This is a genomic window from [Leptolyngbya] sp. PCC 7376 (assembly GCF_000316605.1).
Taxonomy (GTDB): domain Bacteria; phylum Cyanobacteriota; class Cyanobacteriia; order Cyanobacteriales; family MRBY01; genus MRBY01.
In genome coordinates this window covers 3706820-3722935 of sequence record NC_019683.1, presented here as the reverse complement: position 1 = coordinate 3722935, position 16116 = coordinate 3706820, and the positions used below count along the sequence as shown (strand labels likewise).

The window sequence follows — 16116 nt, the reverse complement described above, 5'->3', positions numbered from 1 at the left end:
CGGATTTAGCGATTGAACACAGCAGAGTGCCATAGTAGTTTAGCTCTTGTAATAGTCCATAAACCACCCCTTTGCTGACCCTAGGGTTTGGCTCAATTGACTATGAATTTTGTGATTTGTCGCAAGCAATCGGCCATTCTGCAATTTCAATGGACTCTCATCATAAGCGGTAACTAGTCCCCCTGCCTCCCGCAAAATACAGATTCCTGCGGACATATCCCAAGGTTGAATACCTCGCTCCCAATAGCCATCCAATCTGCCACAAGCAACGTCGGTGAGGTCAAGGGCTGCCGAGCCACCGCGTCGCACTCCTTGGGTTTTGTGAGTGAGACAGCAAAATTCGATGTAATTATTGTCTTTCGTTTGACGACGATCATAGGCAAAACCAGTGGTGAGGAGGCTATCCTGTAACTTTTCTGTTTTAGAAACATGAATCGGCTTACGATTTAATGTTGCCCCTGCTCCCTCTGCTGCCCGGAATAGTTCATCGCGATAAGGGTTGTAAACCACTCCAACAACGGGGTTCTCTTCATATAAAAGGGCGATTGAGACAGAGAACATCGGATAGCCATGAGCATAATTCACCGTTCCATCGAGGGGATCAATCATCCATAGGAAAGGGCTATCTATTGCGCCAGAAATTTGGCCAGATTCCTCTGCATGGATTGGGAGATCTGGACACTGCCTTTGTAATAACTCAATGATGATTTTTTCGGAAGCAGTATCAGCCTCGGTAATCAAGTCACCAGGGGTATCTTTTTCTCGTACCTGTTGGAGATTTCCGTAGTAATGCTTTAGCGCAGCTCCAGCGCTCAACGCTGCTTCTGTTGCAATCTCAAGGTAAGTCTGACGTTGTTCGCTTGTGGGATAGGTCATGCTCGGTAATGGCTGGGGATATCTAGTGGAAATTGTGGCGATGTTTTATAGAAGCAAAAGAAAGGGGCGATCGCCCCTTTCCTTTTAACGTATCTAAATCAAAAAAACCTAGTCATCTTCGATTGGGAAACCAAAACGCGTTTTACCTTTCCCAAAATTGCGCCCAAATTGTAGTTCGTAGACTTCATCTTCATCCTGAGTTTCTACAACCAAATCGCTTTTTGCGTGGCTCACACACATGAGGGCATAGCCCTGTCGTTGGAGATCCGGTGATAAACCCATTGCATATTTTTGCTCTAGGTCACCAGACTTGACCCGCACAGCACAAGTCGTACAAGCCCCATTACGACAAGAAAAAGGAATTTCAAAGCCCTGTTGCTCCAGACTACGCAGAATATATTCATCCTCTGGGACAGTAAAAGTTTCTGTTTTATCTATTTGGCGGTAATTTACCGTTATTTTGTGCGTTTTAGACATAAGTCAAATAAAAGCTTGCCTTTTTCAATGGGTATTGTATAATCTTTAACCGTGCCCCATCTGGAGAGATGGCCGAGCGGTTGAAGGCGCAGCACTGGAAATGCTGTTTAGGGGAAACTCTAACGAGGGTTCGAATCCCTCTCTCTCCGTTTCAAAAAAGAAGTGATTCTGAAGCATTTTTCATGGCTCATTATGAGTTTTATATAGTGCTTCAAATCGTACTTCTCAACAGGTTTTATTATTAGGTAAATAAACGAAAGTAATGATTTTTTCGTTCACCTAAAATAGTTCAAAAAATAAAAAGCAGGGAAGCTAGATTGACTTTCCTGCCTTTGTTTTAAGTTTTTTCTTCATGTTGGTGATGAGCGTCGATTTCAAAACCAATCTAAAAAAATTCTGTTTAACGGAAACGCTTCTTGCGGCGAGCTACAGCTTTGCGCTTGCGTTTTTCGATGGGAGTTTCGAAGTGACGGCGACGCTTGATGTCAGCGAAAATACCGGCTTTGGAAACCTGACGCTTAAACCGACGTAACGCGGATTCGATGTTTTCGTTTTGTCCGACAACCACTTGGGTCATACAGTATCCTCCTTTGAACACTAATAGGTTAGTAAGCAATTAAAAATAAATATTGACGTAAAACTTTAATATAAAGTTTAGCCATATCATAAGACATACTATTTTAGAGTTTTGTCGGTCGTCAGCGCAAGCGATGAATATAAAAATAATTATGTTTTTGTATCGGTGATCTTGCGGTGATCAAGGATTAGTTTTGGAGTTGGGGCTGAATTTTCTACCGAGTATCAATTGCTATGGAACAAATAATGAAGCCATTAAAGTGTTGGGTAGCTTAGAGAGCGATCGCCTTTCTGATTTTCTCAGAGAATTCACGGAAAAAGAACACATTAAGGCCACTCTCCTAAATAGTTTGCGATACTGGTAGCCGGTAAATTTTGCGCAATTAGGGAAAGTTTCTTATGGCTGGCAGTGAGCTTAAAGCGGACTATTGGGTTAATGAATACATTACGCCGTGGGATATCTACAGTCACGGCATCACAAAATTATTGGTCTATAAGCAAACACAGTTTCAGGAAATGGCGATCGCCGAAACGGGTGCTTATGGTAAAGCCTTAATTCTTGATGGTAAATGGCAGTCCTGTACAGGTGATGAGTTTTTGTACCATGAACCACTCGTACAACCTGCAATGATTGCCCATGGAAATCCGAAAAAAGTTTTGGTGCTTGGCGGTGGTGAAGGGGCTACGGTGCGAGAGATTTTGCGATGGAAATCCGTCGAAAAAGTGATGATGGTGGATATTGATGGCGAAGTGGTAGAGGCTTGCAAAGAGTTTTTGCCGGAAATGCATGAGGGGGCTTTTGATGATCCCCGACTCGATCTCCGCATTGAGGATGCTTTCAAAATTTTGGATACCACCACAGAAAAATGGGACATTATCATTTCAGATTTATCTGATCCTATCGAGGAAGGCCCTTCTTTTAAACTCTTTACGAAAGAGTATTTTGCCCAGTTAAAGAGTGTATTGGCTCCTGGTGGCTTAGTCGTTGTGCAGGCTGGCCCAACAGCTCCAGCAGAAGTGAAATTACATTGCCGCTTGGTCAATACCCTCAAAACTGTTTTCACTAATGTGACTTCCTACAGTTCCTTTGTCTCGACCTATGGTGCGCCTTGGGGCTTTGCGCTGTGCCGGGATACTGAATTAGATACGATGCCTGATTCTGCAGAAGTGGATCAGCTCCTCGCCGAGAAAACTAATGGTGGCTTGAAACTGATCGATGGTCAAACACTTCTAGGTTTGTTGCAGACGAGTCTTTTTGTTCGTCAGGCGATCGCCACCCACACCGAAGTCTATACCTTAGCTGAACCACCCAAATTCTTTGGTAAAGGCCAAGCTACTTCCAACTAACCCGATAAAAAAAGGGGACTAACTTCATAAACAGTTAATCCCCTCTTTCAGATTTTTGACGTAATCAATTAGATTTCGGCCATTGCTCCTTTTGCCATGGAGGCGATCGCCTGATCCGTTGCTTTGGGCAGACGATAATATTTACCGCCTGCTTGCTTAGCCAACTCCTTACCAAAACCAGAAGAGATAAACTTTTTCTCCGTATCGATAATCAAGAGTTTCGTACCAGAAGCACGGATTTTCCCTGCAATATCAAGGAGTTCTTCCTTAATATCTGGTTTCGCTTCGCCTTCCTCCGGCACCTCACCCAAAGAACGCGCTAATGGAATATTGCCACGACCATCGGTAATCGCCACAATAACGACATCACCGACATCACCAGACATTTTCGCATTCATGCCAACATGAACCGCCTGAGTTAAACCATGTGATAACGGTGAACCACCACCACAAGGCATCGTCTCCAGACGGTTTTTAGCGAGGGTAATCGAACGTGTGGGTGGTAATAGAACCTCCGCCATTTCACCACGGAACGGAATCAATGCAATTTGGTCACGATTTTCATAGGCTTCTGTCAAAAGACGCATCACTGCACCTTTTGCTGCATTCATTCGGTTAAGGGCCATAGAACCCGACGCATCTACGAGGAAAACAATTAATGAACCTGCTTTCCGAGCCATTCGCTTTGAGCGCAAATCGCCTTGTTCAACGATAACGTTACGACCAGGATACTTAGCACGACGAGCTTTCTGGTAAGGTGCCGCAGCTCTTAGGGTTGCATCCACCGCAATACGACGAACTTTACCTCGTGGCAACATTGGCTTGATATAACGGCCACGATCATCAGAGAAAATTAGACCCCGCTTACCAGAACTACCTTGACTCTTGTTCTGCATCATCTGCGCAAAAGCAAGGATATTAGGATCTAAGACGACCCCTTCTGGATCAAAGATAAATTCTTCGGGAATTGTCGGTTCCTGTTCGGGCTGCTCTTCCTGATCTTCATCTTGATCATCGTCGTCTTGATCTTCATCATCCTGATCATCGTCAGAAGACTGATCGTCATCGTCTTCATCTTGAGATTGTGGTGGAGGCGGAGGTGGTGGCTGCATATCGTCATCTTCCGGCGTGGGAATCGTTGTTGCACGCGGTAGAATAACCAATTCCACGGCAGTCCGCAAATCGTCCGCTGTAACGATATTGCGACCATCTAAAGCAGCTGCAGCCATTGCGACCCGAACTGCAAAAAGTTCTGCCCGATGACCTTCGACCGTACCTCGTACTGCTTCGTTGACGAGATAGGCTACTTGATCTGTTGTGATATTTACTTCCTTGAGCCATTCCCGCGCCAAAATAATTTGAGTTCGCAGGGCATCTAGATCATCTTCGTAGGATGCTAAAAATTCTTTGGGTGATTCAGAGTATTGCACCACTTGTTCTACGGCAGCTACTCTTTCTTCCAAGAGCAAAGGACGATCAGCGGAGAGAGTAATGGCGATGCGATCTCGCAAATGTTCTCTGAGATCACCTTCTTCGGGGTTATAGGTGGCAATTAATAGCGGACGACAAGGGTGGGAAAAACTAATGCCTTCCCGCTCAATTTGGTTACGACCATCAGTCAGCACGCTTAAAAGTTGGTTGGCAATCTGATCATCGAGAAGATTAATTTCGTCAATGTAGAGAACACCTCGATGTGCCTGCGCCAAAAGTCCGGGTTGAAATACAGGTTCACCTTGCCGTACTGAAGCTTCGACATCAACAGAACCAAGTAAGCGATCTTCCGTGACTCCCAAAGGAATTTGCACGAAGGGAGCCGCAATCACTTCTGTCGGAATATTTTCAGGATTTGTCCCATTAAATTCGAGTGCGGTTAGATCATCCCAATCACTTGGATTAGTCGGATCACAATTGTATGGATTATCTTTAATAATTTCGATAGGTGGCAACAATGAATGAATGCCCCGCGCCATCACTGATTTAGCCGTGCCGCGTTTTCCGGCGATCGCCACCCCGCCCAGAGCCGGGTCAACCGCACCGAGCAGAAGGGCTGTTTTAATCACATCCTGACCGACAACCGCCGTCAAGGGGAAAGATGTTCGAGATGTCGTTAAAGTAGGCATCTATCTAAAAAATGGTGTTAAAAAATAAAAAAGTGAATTTAAACATTTTTTGTAAAAACGAGGAGAACATCCCGCACAAATGAGACCTTTCTCCTCTAACAAACTTTGCTCCCTGCTTAAGGTTGCAAAAACAGATTAATGAAAATGTTTACACAAAGTTAACCAAGCGGGCAAAACTATCGGCTTCTAGGCTGGCACCACCGACTAGAGCGCCATCAATTTCTGGCTGAGCCATAATTTCATCAACATTCGCAGGCTTAACAGAGCCACCATACTGAATGGTCACATTTTTATTGGTAAGCTTTTCGCGAATTAGACCAATCACACGGTTCGCTTCCTTCGCATCACAGGTTTCACCTGTACCGATCGCCCAAATGGGTTCGTAGGCAATAACAAGATTATTTTGATCAACATCAACCAAGTCCTTAGCAAGCTGGTTTGCGATTACTGTATCTGTTTCGCCAGCATCGCGCTGAGCCTTGCTTTCACCAACACAGAGAATAGGAATTAAGCTATGACGTTGAGCCGCTTTGAGGCGTTGATTAACCGTTTCGTCCGTTTCACCAAAGTACTGACGGCGCTCACTATGTCCGACCACAACATACCGTACCCCGACCTCCGTGAGCATTGCCCCAGAAATTTCACCAGTAAATGCACCTTCATCTTCCCAGTGAATATTTTGTGCTCCGAGGCGAATCCGCGTACCGTGGAGACTTTTCGACATAATCCCTAGGTCCGTAAAAGGAGTACAAAGTACAACCTCCCGTTCCTCATGACCATCGGCAATTTTGGGTAATAATGCCGTGAGAAACTCTAAAGACTCTGCTTGAGTCTTAAACATTTTCCAATTGCCCGCAATAATAATCTTTCGCACGGTGATCCTAAACTTTCGGCTCGCTATATTTATGATTTATGCACAGTTAGACAGTTTACCTTATAGAGGAATTTGCCCTGCAATATCCATCTCACTCTTCCTTGATAGGATGACTTTGACTACTTCTTAAACTAAGTAACTTTGAGCATCCTGAGGGTAAAAGTGTTCTTTAAGACCTTGTGTTTGCTCTAAAATAAATTTATATTCATTGACTTTTAAGCGAGCTTTCCATGAAGTGATAATTTGTCGAGGATCTCGTTTTTTCAATGCTGGGCTATCTGCATCAAGTGATTCAGTTTTGGCGGTACTTACATTTGTAAACTTATCAATTCTCTTAATCACTGACTGATCATAATTCAAATCTAAACTGCCATATATTTTCTCAAATTCCAACACCGGATTGAGAACAAGGTCTTCATGTCGTATAAACAACCAATGAGGGTGTTTTTTTTGATAACTTTTGATCACCTTATGGAATAAAACCCACAGGAACGCGGCTTGTTGAACGTAACTAAATTCTTTAGCGGCAAAGAGTTCAATTTTTTTTCGCTCTTCTGGGAATAGATCATCAATCAAATTTGGCTGTTGAAGAAAATGCTCAAAAGGAAAAGTCCATTGCCATTTTTTAATGCTGCTACAGAAGGCAAGAGGATGGCGAATCATGCAAATAACCTTCATGTCAAAGGTTTCTGCTAGAGTCGGTGCAGCGAAAAGTGCAATTGGATCTTTCATTAATGGGCGCAGTTGTTTACTACGCTTTTGAAAGTTTTCCCAACTCCGCTGTAGTTTGATACGAGCAGCAAAGTGCCATGAATAGTCATTGGAAAGTGCTGGCTGGTACTGATAACTCAGACATTGGGCAAGATCAGTTAAACATTGATTACGTGATATTTCATCTAGGCCTGCGAGATAGGTAAACCAGTATTGCAGTGGGTAATCATGACGAGGCTCATTGTTTTCTATATTGAAAGGTTCAAATATATATGCAGTCTGAGGTGTATTGAGTATTTTTCCAACCCAAGTGGTGCCAGAGCGATGTGAACCTGTAATGAGAATAGGCTTCTTTTTTTGAATTTCCGGGAAAGTGGGAAGCATTAGTTACTACTTAGATGTTTGTTCTGTGTGCTGATTGGGCTATTAGTTTTCCTTGATCTGCGTCAAGGGTAGTGATCGCTCCGGAAATTAAGCTGCAATTTACGCCATCATGCCCAAAGGGTAACTCAGCAATGATAGGAATATTTAAATCTTTGAGGCGATCGCCAAGAACTTCCATTGTAGAAAAGCTATCTTTTGAACCCAATTCATCACACTGACTAAAGCGACCAAGAGCAATTCCTTTGATCTTCTCAAAGGCACCACATAATCGCCAATGAGTGAGAAGGCGATCAATGCTATAAGGAGCTTCAGTAACATCCTCTAAGGCAAGAATGACATTCTCAAAATTGGGTTGCAATTTTGTATTGAGTAGATGAGTTGCAACGTTTAGATTTGCAGGCAATAAAATTCCCGTTGCGCATCCACTGACCCAGCTCTTGCCGACTAATGGCTCTGTCGGTTTCCCTTGCACTATCTTAAATAATCGCTCTAATGACTCATCGGGTTCTTTGGGTAAAGTCGTTAAAACAGGTGCATGTAAACTTCCTACACCCACTGTCGCTAGACTCCAAAGCAAGCTCGTAATGTCCGAAAAACCGATCAACCATTTTGGCTTGACTTGATTGATTTTCCAGTCCCAATTCTCAAGTAAACGCATCCCACCATAACCACCACGCGCGCACAAAATTCCTTTGCATTCAGGATCAAACCATGCTTCTGCCAAAGAGTTTCGGCGAGTTTCATCATCACCTGCAAGGTAGCCATATTTTTGATCCCAGCCATTCGTGAATTCGACGCGATATCCTTGGGATCGCCAAATTTCAACGCCAGCCATCAGGTCATCATGTTCGAGAAGTCGACCACTCGGTGAAACCACTTTCAGTAAATCACCGGGTTGTAGAGGGTCAGGCATTCTTAACGGTTCCATCAGCACAGTCCTGAATGAATTAACGTCAATTTACCAAGGTAAGCGATCGCCATTCCAGGAGAAAAATTCGCCATTATCCTGCGGTGTGAGATTGTCGATTACAGTGCGGAGTAAAGTTACTGTTTTTTCAGGAGGGAAAAGCTTCCCTTCAGGGACATTTTTTTGGAAAGGTTTGGATAACTCTGTATCGGTTGTGCCTGGATGAAGCAGAGCGACAATGATATTGGGAGCAACCCTTCGCCATTCGATAGAGACATTTTTGAGGAGCATATTTAATGCGGCTTTTGAGGCACGATAGCCATACCAACCGCCTAAACCGTTATCGCCAATGCTCCCTACTTTCGCCGAAATTACCGCAAAAATTGCCGGGTTAGAACCTCGTAAAAGAGGGAGAAGGTATTTCGCCCAAAGAACGGCTCCAATAGCATTCACTTGAAAATACGACACAAGATTTTCTGACTGGATATGGCGCAAACTTTTTTCTGGTTGCATCTGCCCATCATGCAATACACCAACGGCATAAATGACTTCATTCAAGGTCATAGTCTTTTGTTTAATTGTGGCGATCGCCTCCTGGATATCCGCTTCGATGGTGATATCCACCTGCAAACAGACGAGTTTCTCGGGATAAGTTGCGGCTAAATGAGTTAATGATTTAGAGGATTGCCGAAAGGTCGCAAATACTTTCCCGTAAGCGGGATCCTCTAAATATTGCCGCACAAATTCTAGACCAATGCCTCGTCCAGCCCCAATCACCAATGCATTCATACTTGAGCCATTTCCTGAGTTTGCTCTGTTTCAGTTAGAGGTTGCTCAATGGTTGCGGGACGGAGGGTCAGATAAATCGCCATGCCGAATGGAGGAGTTAAGGCGATCGCCCAAAAGATCCATTTTTTCTCAGCTAAACCACGGCGAGCCAAATCGTCTTTTAACAGCGTTGGGAAAAGCAATGACAATGCACAAAAATCCAGACTCATCACATGGATAAAACGATCACTCTGAAACCGTATTGCATAGTCAGCCCAATCTCCCTGACTAAATCCATAACCAAATAAAACAATCAGAGCAATTAGCGTAAGTGTGCCCAGAATTCGCGAATCCTGCCATTTAAGCCACCAGTTTTTTTGTCCCGTAAAAGTTGGATTGTCACGACGGAGAGCAAGATAAGGCATCAAAGCAAATGCCCCAAGAAAAAAACTACCCGTTGAAAAAGCCCAAGCTGGTAGCTTTTGTCGATGACCATCGGTGAAGAGAATTGCGCCATACATCAACGGCAAAATACCCATCACATTAAACAGAGCAATAATTAGCGGATTGATCTCATCCCAATTGCCACTAGAGAGCTGCGTAATCAAATCAAAGGTATCAGGCTGATTCGGCGGCGCAAACACAAAAGCGTAAATTGAAAAACTTAGCCAAATCAAGCCAATAGCGATCGCACGGGAAGTATTCATGAAAATCTTGTTTATCTCTCAAAACTTGGATGAAAAATCTTTTAGAGAGTGTGGAGATAACTCAGCAGATCTGCCATCTCTTCGGGTTCAGGCTGGAATTTAGGCATGGGCGGTGTGTTGCCGCTAATCACCTGCTGGATAAGACGACTATCCGACTTTCTTTGGGTGACGCCTTTGAGACTGGGGCCAACATTGCCATCTGCTTGAATGCCATGACAACCTGCACAATTAATCTGGAAAATGGCGTTACCTTGCAAATCATCTCCCACCAACGTTAAAACTTCGCGAGTATATGGATCACTCGTTGCTTGGGACGCATAAACTCCTACAAAACCAGAAGCGACGATTGCCAAAATTAAGCCCAAAACGAGGAGCAACTTGGGAGGCTGATTAGAAGTAGTGTTGTCAGAATTAACCACAGAACTTGAAAAGGGGACAGTACGATCTCGTTGACATTACGCAACGTTTCTTAACAGTAATGGTACTGCGATCTTCAAGCCTTGTCGATCAAAAATTAAAGTCAGTTCTTGGCGATCGCCGACCTTATCCCATAAAATAAGCAACAATTGAGATAATAACTTTTAACAAAACGATTCAGGAGACCCTAGCGTGATCGAACCCCTCTTGTTGGGCATTGTCCTTGGCCTTATACCCATTACCTTAGCTGGGCTTTTTGTAGCAGCATATCTACAGTACAAGCGTGGTAACGACCTTGGTATGGAGTAAGCACTAGCTCCTGCCGCTATCAAAACAGTTTCATCAGAAATACGATGACAGAAAATGTTTTACCGATAAACGTCCTTGCTCAAGCGCAGCAAGGATTTTTTGTAGCTAATCATTTTTCTGCCACCTCCCAGAAAGTCTGAGACATATTCCTCAGGATTTTGGTTTAGTCTTAGCGCTATGGAAGTATCACTTTCCCCAAGTATGAACTTCCGTAAATAGTTCTCTGTAAACTCATCCCATCAGTAGAAATTGCGCTCAAGACGAAATTCCCTTGCTACAATCGCTTCATATTAAAATGCGAGTGAGCTGCGAATGTCTTTGATCAGACAATCCTGTGATAGCCCATACTCCAACAATTTTTTTCGGTATTCGTGAGGTCATAATCATTGTCGTCTAGTACTACTGTCCAGCGTAAAGTCCGCCGAGTTAAACGCAAGCGCAAGAAGCAAGCCCATCCCGTCCTGAAATTTGTGGGAGGGGTTTTTCAAAATGCGGCCGGAACAGTTATAGGAACCACAATGATTGCCAGTGCGATCGCCGCAGGAGGATTAGTCGGATTAGCCGTTAGTTTCCGAAATCTGCCTGACGTCCGTACCCTCAGAGGCTATGTCCCCACTGAAACTAGTTATATCTATGACATTAACGGCACCCTGCTTCTCAGTCTCCACGGCGAAGCAAACCGAACCAACGTTGATCTTGAAAACGTTTCCCCTCATCTAAAAATGGCTGTGATTGCCATTGAGGATAGTCATTTCTATCAGCACAAAGGCATTAACCCTACTAGTGTGGGACGTGCCATGCTCAGTAACTATGAAGAGGGAGCCATTGTCGAGGGTGCATCAACGATCACGATGCAGCTCGTTAAAAACCTATTTCTTGCCCAAGATCGAACCTATAACCGAAAACTAGCAGAAACTGTCCTTGCCCTTCGTATTGAACAGATTTTCCCAAAAGCTGAAATCTTAGAAATGTACCTCAATAATATTTATTGGGGTCATAACAATTACGGTGTCCAAACTGCAGCCGAATCCTATTTCAACAAAAAAGCTGATGAGTTAACCCTGGCCGAATCCGCAGTAATGGCGGGGATGATCCAAGCTCCCGAAGAATATAGCCCGTTTAGAGATTACCAATCGACGAAGCAGCGCCAAAGGATGGTGTTAAATCGGATGCGCGATCTGGGCTGGATTACTAGCGAAGAAGCAGAGACTGCCTATAAAGAACCATTACTTGTCGGCCAACCGACGGCATGGAAAAGTAGTGCTTCGCCTTATATCACCCAGGCTGTTGTTGAGGAGTTGAAGCAACGTTTTGGGGAAGAACTCGTTCAGAAAGGTGGAATGCGGGTTCAGACAACAGTTGATGTTAATTTTCAGAGACAAGCTGAAGAAACAGTTCGGAAGGCATTTCGAAGGGCGCAAAATCGTGGTTTACGGGCCGATCAAGTGGCTTTGGCAGCTGTTGATCCCCGGACGCATTTCGTAAAAGCACTTGTGGGTGGCACGAGCTATGAGAATAGCCAGTTTAACCGTGCAACGCAATCGAAGCGGCAACCAGGCTCCTCATTTAAGCCGTTCGTTTATTACGCAGCATTCGCGAGTGGACGTTATAGTCCCTACACAACCATTCAGGATACGCCTGTCAAGTATAAGGATGGTACGAAATGGTATGAGCCTCAAAATTATGGCGGTGGATTTTCAGGCACAGTTTCTCTGTTTGATGCGCTGAAGTCTTCTAAGAACGTGCCTGCCGTAAAGCTCGGTAAATCAATTGGCTTAGACCGTGTGATCGAGGTGAGCCAACTTCTTGGCATCGAAAGCGAGTTACAGCCTGTTGTGTCTTTGCCACTGGGTGCTGTGGGTATTAGTCCCCTGGAAATGGCGGGAGCTTATGCGACATTTGCGAGCAATGGTTGGCAGAGTGATACGACATTAATTTTGAGAGTGACGGACAGTCAGGGCAACGTTCTGCTCGATAATACGCCGGATCCGAAACTCGTACTTGATCCTTGGGCTACAGCTTCTCTTACCAGTATTTTGCAAGGGGTAATTGATAGTGGTACAGGAAAGAGGGCTAAATTAGGTGGTCGTCCTGCTGCTGGTAAAACAGGGACAACGTCTTCGGAGCGGGATGTCTGGTTTGTCGGTTATACCCCCCAAATGTCTGCAGCAGTTTGGGTCGGTAATGATGATTATCGTCCCATGGGGAAAGGGGTTACTGGAGGTACCCATGCAGCACCCATCTGGCAAGCCTTTATGCAGGACGCTCTTAAGAATGAGAAGCCTCAGTATTTCCCTGCCGCGTCTAAGTATGATCGACCTTCTCCCTAATTTTGATAGATAAGGATGGCGGGCGATCGCCTTACTTTTTAGTTAGACTACCTTTTATACTTGGCATTCTTCTAAACTACAATTCCGTCTTTCTTCCCGTTCTTGAATGAGAGTAATGAGATCGGGACGACCTGTTACTTTGAGACGATACTTTGCCCATACGCCATAGGCTGCATCGACTGCACCGCCAATGATTGGCAATTTCGTGATGGCATAAACCCAACCCATTCCCAGCACTTCATAGACGTATCTGAACACTGCGACATTTTTTTAAATTGTGCCGTTGGGTAAATAAGCATGAATTCGCTCCATTGCTTCAGTGAAAGTAATGCCCCAATTTGCTTCTGGCTCATAATTATCATCTGCCACATCAACAAATCTTACTAAGCCATGTCCATTATCTGGTAGTCCTAAAGAGGTAAGGATGAGTTGTAGTGATGAACAAAAAGCCAAATATAGCAGGCAAGGAGTGGGTTAAGACAGAATAGGATAGAAGCAATAAACATAGATGCCATGCCTGCTCCCCATAGTCTTGATTTACGCCTAAAAGCTGTTGCCGCCTTCGATAAAGGTGAACGAAAAAGTGATATCTGTCGCTTCTTTGGTATTAGCCGAAATACGCTAGACCTGTGGCTGAAACGACGAGAGAAAATCGGTTCAGTCGCTCCGAAGACAGATTACCGTCGAGGCCCTCAACCGAAGATTAATGATCTAGATGCTTTTCGTGCTTTTGCAGAGAAATATGGGCATCTAACCCAGAAGGAAATGGCGGAGAAATGGCCAGAGTCTATTAGTGATGCATCCAGATGTGAAGCTCTACGGAAAATTGAATTTACTCGAAAAAAAAGACCTATCGATATCAAGAGAGAGATAAAGAATTAGAAAAAGCATTTGTGGCACAACTGAAGCAGTATGTCCAAGAACGACTCGTATATATCGATGAAAGTGGATTTGATAATACCTTAACGTGAGTTCTGGATAAGGAAAGAAAAGAAGAAAGCTCATATCGTGGCAGTTGAAACCAATCCACAGCTTTCTCCTATGCTTAGTTTAGACGCTTTATTTTGTGACGTTGACGATTTCTGCCAGGTCTTTGAACCTCAGTGGCATCAAGAATTACTTAGCTCTTGCAAAAGGTATCGTCACCGTTCTAGAAGCCTAAGCTTGAGTGAGGTGATGACGATACTGATTGCATTTCATCAATCTCACTATCGTAATTTCAAGCATTTCTATCTCCTGATGGTGCGACACTATTGGCAAAAAGCCTTTCCCAAAGCAGTGAGTTATCAACGCTTTGTGGCATGGATGCCCTCCAGCTTAGTGCCTCTATGTGCCTATTTATGTGACTGTTATGGAGATTGCACAGGCATTAGTTTCATTGATGCCACCAGTATCAAAGTTTGTCACAATCGCCGTATTGCCCAACATCGAGTCTTTAACGGTCATGCCGCTAGAGGTAAAACCTCTGTTGGGTGGTTCTTTGGCTTCAAACTCCATCTGGTCATTAATGACCGAGGAGAATTACTTCATGTACAAATCACTCCTGGCAATATTGATGACAGAAAGCCTGTCGTTGAACTGTTACGGAATTTATTCGGCAAAGTTTTTGGAGATAAGGGCTATGTGTCCCAAGCTCTGGCACAACATCTCAAAGAAGAACATGATGTGATGTTAATTGCTAAACCTCGCCGCAATATGAAGAATCACTTGATGCTCTGGCAAGATACATTCATCGCTCGTAAACGAGCTTTGATTGAAACCGTGATTGACCAACTGAAGAACATTTCTCAGATTGAGCACTCTAGACATCGTAGTCCAGCGAACTTCTGCGTCAATTTGCTGTGTGGCTTGATTGCCTATTGTCATCAGCCTAAGAAACCTTCTCTCTAACTCAATTAGAGTCTCATTTCCTTATCCAGAACTCACGTTAATAAGCAATCCACCACTTTCTCCCATGACCAGTCTATAACCTTTGTTTTGTGCCGTTGATGATTTCTGCCAAGTCTTTGAACCTCAATGGCAACAACAGCTGCTGGCCTCGAAACAACGGCGGCGACGTCGCCCTAGAAGCCTTAGTCTCAGCGAGATAATGACGATATTGATTGCATTTCATCAATCTCACTATCGTAACTTCAAGTATTTCTATCTCATCAATGTGCGTCATCACTGGCGAAGAGCCTTTCCCAGAGCAGTGAGTGACCAACGTTTTGTGGAGTGGATGCCTTCGACGTTAGTACCTCTATGTGTCTACCTACAGCACTGTTATGGTTCATGCACAGGTATCAGCTTTATTGATGCCACCAGTATCAAAGTTTGTCAAAATCGCCGCATCTCTCAACATCGCGTTTTTGATGGTCATGCCGCTCGAGGTAAAACCTCTGTGGGTTGGTTCTTTGGCTTCAAACTACATCTGGTTATCAATGACCATGGCGAATTACTCAATGTTAAAATCACGCCTGGCAACACCAATGATAGAAAGCCGGTAGTGGAGCTTTTGAAAGGGTTATCGGGAAAAGTCTTTGCTGATAAAAGTTACGTCTCTCAACCTCTGGCACAGTATTTACAAGAAGAATATGATGAGAGGCTTCTAGCTAAGCCTCGTCGCAATATGAAGAATCACCTGATGCTTTGGCGTGACAAAGTTTTGGCTCGTAAGCGAGCTTTAATTGAGACCGTCATTGACCAACTGAAGAATATTTCTCAGATTGAACACTCTCGCCATCGCAGTCCAGCGAACTTTTGTGTCAACTTGCTTTGCGGTCTCATTGCCTACTGTCATCAGCCTAAGAAACCCTCTCTTCAGCTTGATTAGAACCTCATTTCCTTATCCCGAACTCACGTTAGATTATGGGTATGGCTACTGCCATAAGTCAGAGAGGTTTATCGCAGAGAAGTTAGATCATCGTACAGAACGAGTTAGCGTGATTGGAGGATGGCGAGAGGGAGAGCAGATAGCACCGATGGTATTTGAGGGCTATGCCAACAGCGCCTTAGTTTGCCAATGGGTAGAGGATTGCTTAGTGCCAGAGTTGATTCCGGGTCAAATTATTATTCTGGATAATGCCAGTGTTCATCCAAAGGAAAGAATACAAACATTGGTGGCGAAGGCAGGATGTGAAGTGATATTTTTGCCACCCTACTCACCACACCTGAACAAGATAGAGAAGTTTTGGGGGAGGTTAAAGAAGGAGGTAAGTAAGCTCATCAAGAAGACTGAGGATTTGTTCGATGCCATCAGAATAGCCTTCTGTTCTATGTCCTAACCTTCTCCTTCGCTGCTATAGCTCCAATGTGGTTTGCGACTTTCTAAGAG

At 44.2% G+C, this 16116-nt stretch carries 16 protein-coding genes, 1 tRNA gene and 2 pseudogenes; 8 read left to right on the top strand and 11 right to left on the bottom strand.

Annotated features, from left to right (window positions below):
* Nucleotides 1–39: 39 nt before the first annotated feature.
* Together LEPTO7376_RS16795 and LEPTO7376_RS16790 are read right to left on the bottom strand one after the other, a co-directional pair.
* Nucleotides 40–876, bottom strand: a complete 837-nt coding sequence (locus tag LEPTO7376_RS16795; protein ID WP_015135329.1) for an inositol monophosphatase family protein — start codon at nt 874–876, stop codon at nt 40–42.
* Between the two features lie 108 nt (nt 877–984).
* Nucleotides 985–1353 (bottom strand): 2Fe-2S iron-sulfur cluster-binding protein, encoded by a 369-nt coding sequence (locus LEPTO7376_RS16790; protein WP_015135328.1) that lies wholly within the window; start codon nt 1351–1353, stop codon nt 985–987.
* Between the two features lie 62 nt (nt 1354–1415).
* Between LEPTO7376_RS16790 and LEPTO7376_RS16785 the strand changes: the two genes are divergently transcribed.
* Nucleotides 1416–1502, top strand: a tRNA-Ser gene (locus tag LEPTO7376_RS16785).
* Between the two features lie 251 nt (nt 1503–1753).
* On the opposite strand, the gene rpsU is transcribed toward LEPTO7376_RS16785, so the two are convergent.
* The gene (gene rpsU / locus LEPTO7376_RS16780) at nt 1754–1930 is read right to left on the bottom strand and encodes a 30S ribosomal protein S21 (RefSeq protein WP_012307353.1); all 177 of its coding nucleotides are present in this window, start codon (nt 1928–1930) and stop codon (nt 1754–1756) included.
* A gap of 398 nt (nt 1931–2328) precedes the next feature.
* Here rpsU and LEPTO7376_RS16775 point away from each other — a divergent pair, with 398 nt between their 5' ends.
* On the top strand, nt 2329–3276 hold the full coding sequence (locus LEPTO7376_RS16775) for a spermidine synthase (RefSeq protein WP_015135327.1): 948 nt from the start codon (nt 2329–2331) through the stop codon (nt 3274–3276).
* 68 nt (nt 3277–3344) lie between these two features.
* Here the strand turns inward: LEPTO7376_RS16775 and bchD are convergent, their stop codons facing one another.
* The 7 genes from bchD to LEPTO7376_RS16740 all read right to left on the bottom strand — a co-directional run bounded on the left by bchD (nt 3345) and on the right by LEPTO7376_RS16740 (nt 10166).
* A complete protein-coding gene (gene bchD / locus LEPTO7376_RS16770) occupies nt 3345–5396 on the bottom strand; it encodes a magnesium chelatase ATPase subunit D (protein WP_015135326.1) in 2052 nt (683 codons plus the stop codon).
* Between the two features lie 148 nt (nt 5397–5544).
* Complete coding sequence (gene tpiA, locus LEPTO7376_RS16765) at nt 5545–6270, bottom strand: triose-phosphate isomerase (protein WP_015135325.1); 726 nt, start codon at nt 6268–6270, stop codon at nt 5545–5547.
* Between the two features lie 126 nt (nt 6271–6396).
* Nucleotides 6397–7365, bottom strand: coding sequence for a sulfotransferase (locus tag LEPTO7376_RS16760; protein ID WP_015135324.1), 969 nt, complete (start codon nt 7363–7365; stop codon nt 6397–6399).
* Between the two features lie 10 nt (nt 7366–7375).
* Entirely contained in the window at nt 7376–8278 is a 903-nt protein-coding gene (locus LEPTO7376_RS16755) for an LD-carboxypeptidase (RefSeq protein WP_225901118.1), read from the bottom strand.
* 45 nt (nt 8279–8323) lie between these two features.
* Nucleotides 8324–9061, bottom strand: coding sequence for an SDR family NAD(P)-dependent oxidoreductase (locus LEPTO7376_RS16750; RefSeq protein WP_015135322.1), 738 nt, complete (start codon nt 9059–9061; stop codon nt 8324–8326).
* Entirely contained in the window at nt 9058–9747 is a 690-nt protein-coding gene (locus LEPTO7376_RS16745; protein ID WP_015135321.1) for a hypothetical protein, read from the bottom strand. Before LEPTO7376_RS16745 ends, LEPTO7376_RS16750 begins: the two co-directional genes overlap by 4 nt.
* A gap of 41 nt (nt 9748–9788) precedes the next feature.
* A complete protein-coding gene (locus LEPTO7376_RS16740; protein WP_015135320.1) occupies nt 9789–10166 on the bottom strand; it encodes a cytochrome c in 378 nt (125 codons plus the stop codon).
* A 190-nt stretch (nt 10167–10356) separates the two neighbouring features.
* Here LEPTO7376_RS16740 and petG point away from each other — a divergent pair, with 190 nt between their 5' ends.
* Nucleotides 10357–10473 (top strand): cytochrome b6-f complex subunit V, encoded by a 117-nt coding sequence (gene petG, locus LEPTO7376_RS24980; protein ID WP_071880701.1) that lies wholly within the window; start codon nt 10357–10359, stop codon nt 10471–10473.
* Between the two features lie 386 nt (nt 10474–10859).
* A complete protein-coding gene (locus LEPTO7376_RS16735; RefSeq protein WP_015135319.1) occupies nt 10860–12803 on the top strand; it encodes a transglycosylase domain-containing protein in 1944 nt (647 codons plus the stop codon).
* A gap of 54 nt (nt 12804–12857) precedes the next feature.
* Here LEPTO7376_RS16735 and LEPTO7376_RS28435 read toward each other — a convergent pair whose 3' ends face one another.
* Nucleotides 12858–13061 carry a hypothetical protein gene (locus LEPTO7376_RS28435; RefSeq protein WP_264308910.1) on the bottom strand — a complete coding sequence of 68 codons (204 nt, stop codon included), beginning with the start codon at nt 13059–13061 and terminating at the stop codon, nt 12858–12860.
* 255 nt (nt 13062–13316) lie between these two features.
* Between LEPTO7376_RS28435 and LEPTO7376_RS16725 the strand changes: the two are divergent.
* From LEPTO7376_RS16725 to LEPTO7376_RS16710, 4 genes and pseudogenes are all read left to right on the top strand, one after another.
* Nucleotides 13317–13768 (top strand): annotated as a pseudogene (locus LEPTO7376_RS16725) (IS630 transposase-related protein); the annotation flags it as partial.
* A 76-nt stretch (nt 13769–13844) separates the two neighbouring features.
* Nucleotides 13845–14693: an IS982 family transposase gene (locus LEPTO7376_RS16720; protein ID WP_015134747.1), complete on the top strand. Its 849-nt coding sequence runs from the start codon at nt 13845–13847 to the stop codon at nt 14691–14693.
* 82 nt (nt 14694–14775) lie between these two features.
* Nucleotides 14776–15615, top strand: coding sequence for an IS982 family transposase (locus tag LEPTO7376_RS16715; protein ID WP_015135318.1), 840 nt, complete (start codon nt 14776–14778; stop codon nt 15613–15615).
* A gap of 25 nt (nt 15616–15640) precedes the next feature.
* Nucleotides 15641–16066, top strand: a pseudogene (locus LEPTO7376_RS16710) (transposase); the annotation flags it as partial.
* Nucleotides 16067–16116 lie beyond the last annotated feature (50 nt).

Coding starts and splice junctions, on each gene's coding strand:
- LEPTO7376_RS16750 (WP_015135322.1), bottom strand. CDS start 9,061: ATGAATGCATTGGTGATTGGGGCTGGACGAGGCATTGGTCTAGAATTT.
- LEPTO7376_RS16760 (WP_015135324.1), bottom strand. CDS start 7,365: ATGCTTCCCACTTTCCCGGAAATTCAAAAAAAGAAGCCTATTCTCATT.
- LEPTO7376_RS16775 (WP_015135327.1), top strand. CDS start 2,329: ATGGCTGGCAGTGAGCTTAAAGCGGACTATTGGGTTAATGAATACATT.
- rpsU (WP_012307353.1), bottom strand. CDS start 1,930: ATGACCCAAGTGGTTGTCGGACAAAACGAAAACATCGAATCCGCGTTA.
- LEPTO7376_RS16795 (WP_015135329.1), bottom strand. CDS start 876: ATGACCTATCCCACAAGCGAACAACGTCAGACTTACCTTGAGATTGCA.
- bchD (WP_015135326.1), bottom strand. CDS start 5,396: ATGCCTACTTTAACGACATCTCGAACATCTTTCCCCTTGACGGCGGTT.
- LEPTO7376_RS16720 (WP_015134747.1), top strand. CDS start 13,845: ATGCTTAGTTTAGACGCTTTATTTTGTGACGTTGACGATTTCTGCCAG.
- LEPTO7376_RS16755 (WP_225901118.1), bottom strand. CDS start 8,278: ATGCCTGACCCTCTACAACCCGGTGATTTACTGAAAGTGGTTTCACCG.
- LEPTO7376_RS16745 (WP_015135321.1), bottom strand. CDS start 9,747: ATGAATACTTCCCGTGCGATCGCTATTGGCTTGATTTGGCTAAGTTTT.
- LEPTO7376_RS16790 (WP_015135328.1), bottom strand. CDS start 1,353: ATGTCTAAAACGCACAAAATAACGGTAAATTACCGCCAAATAGATAAA.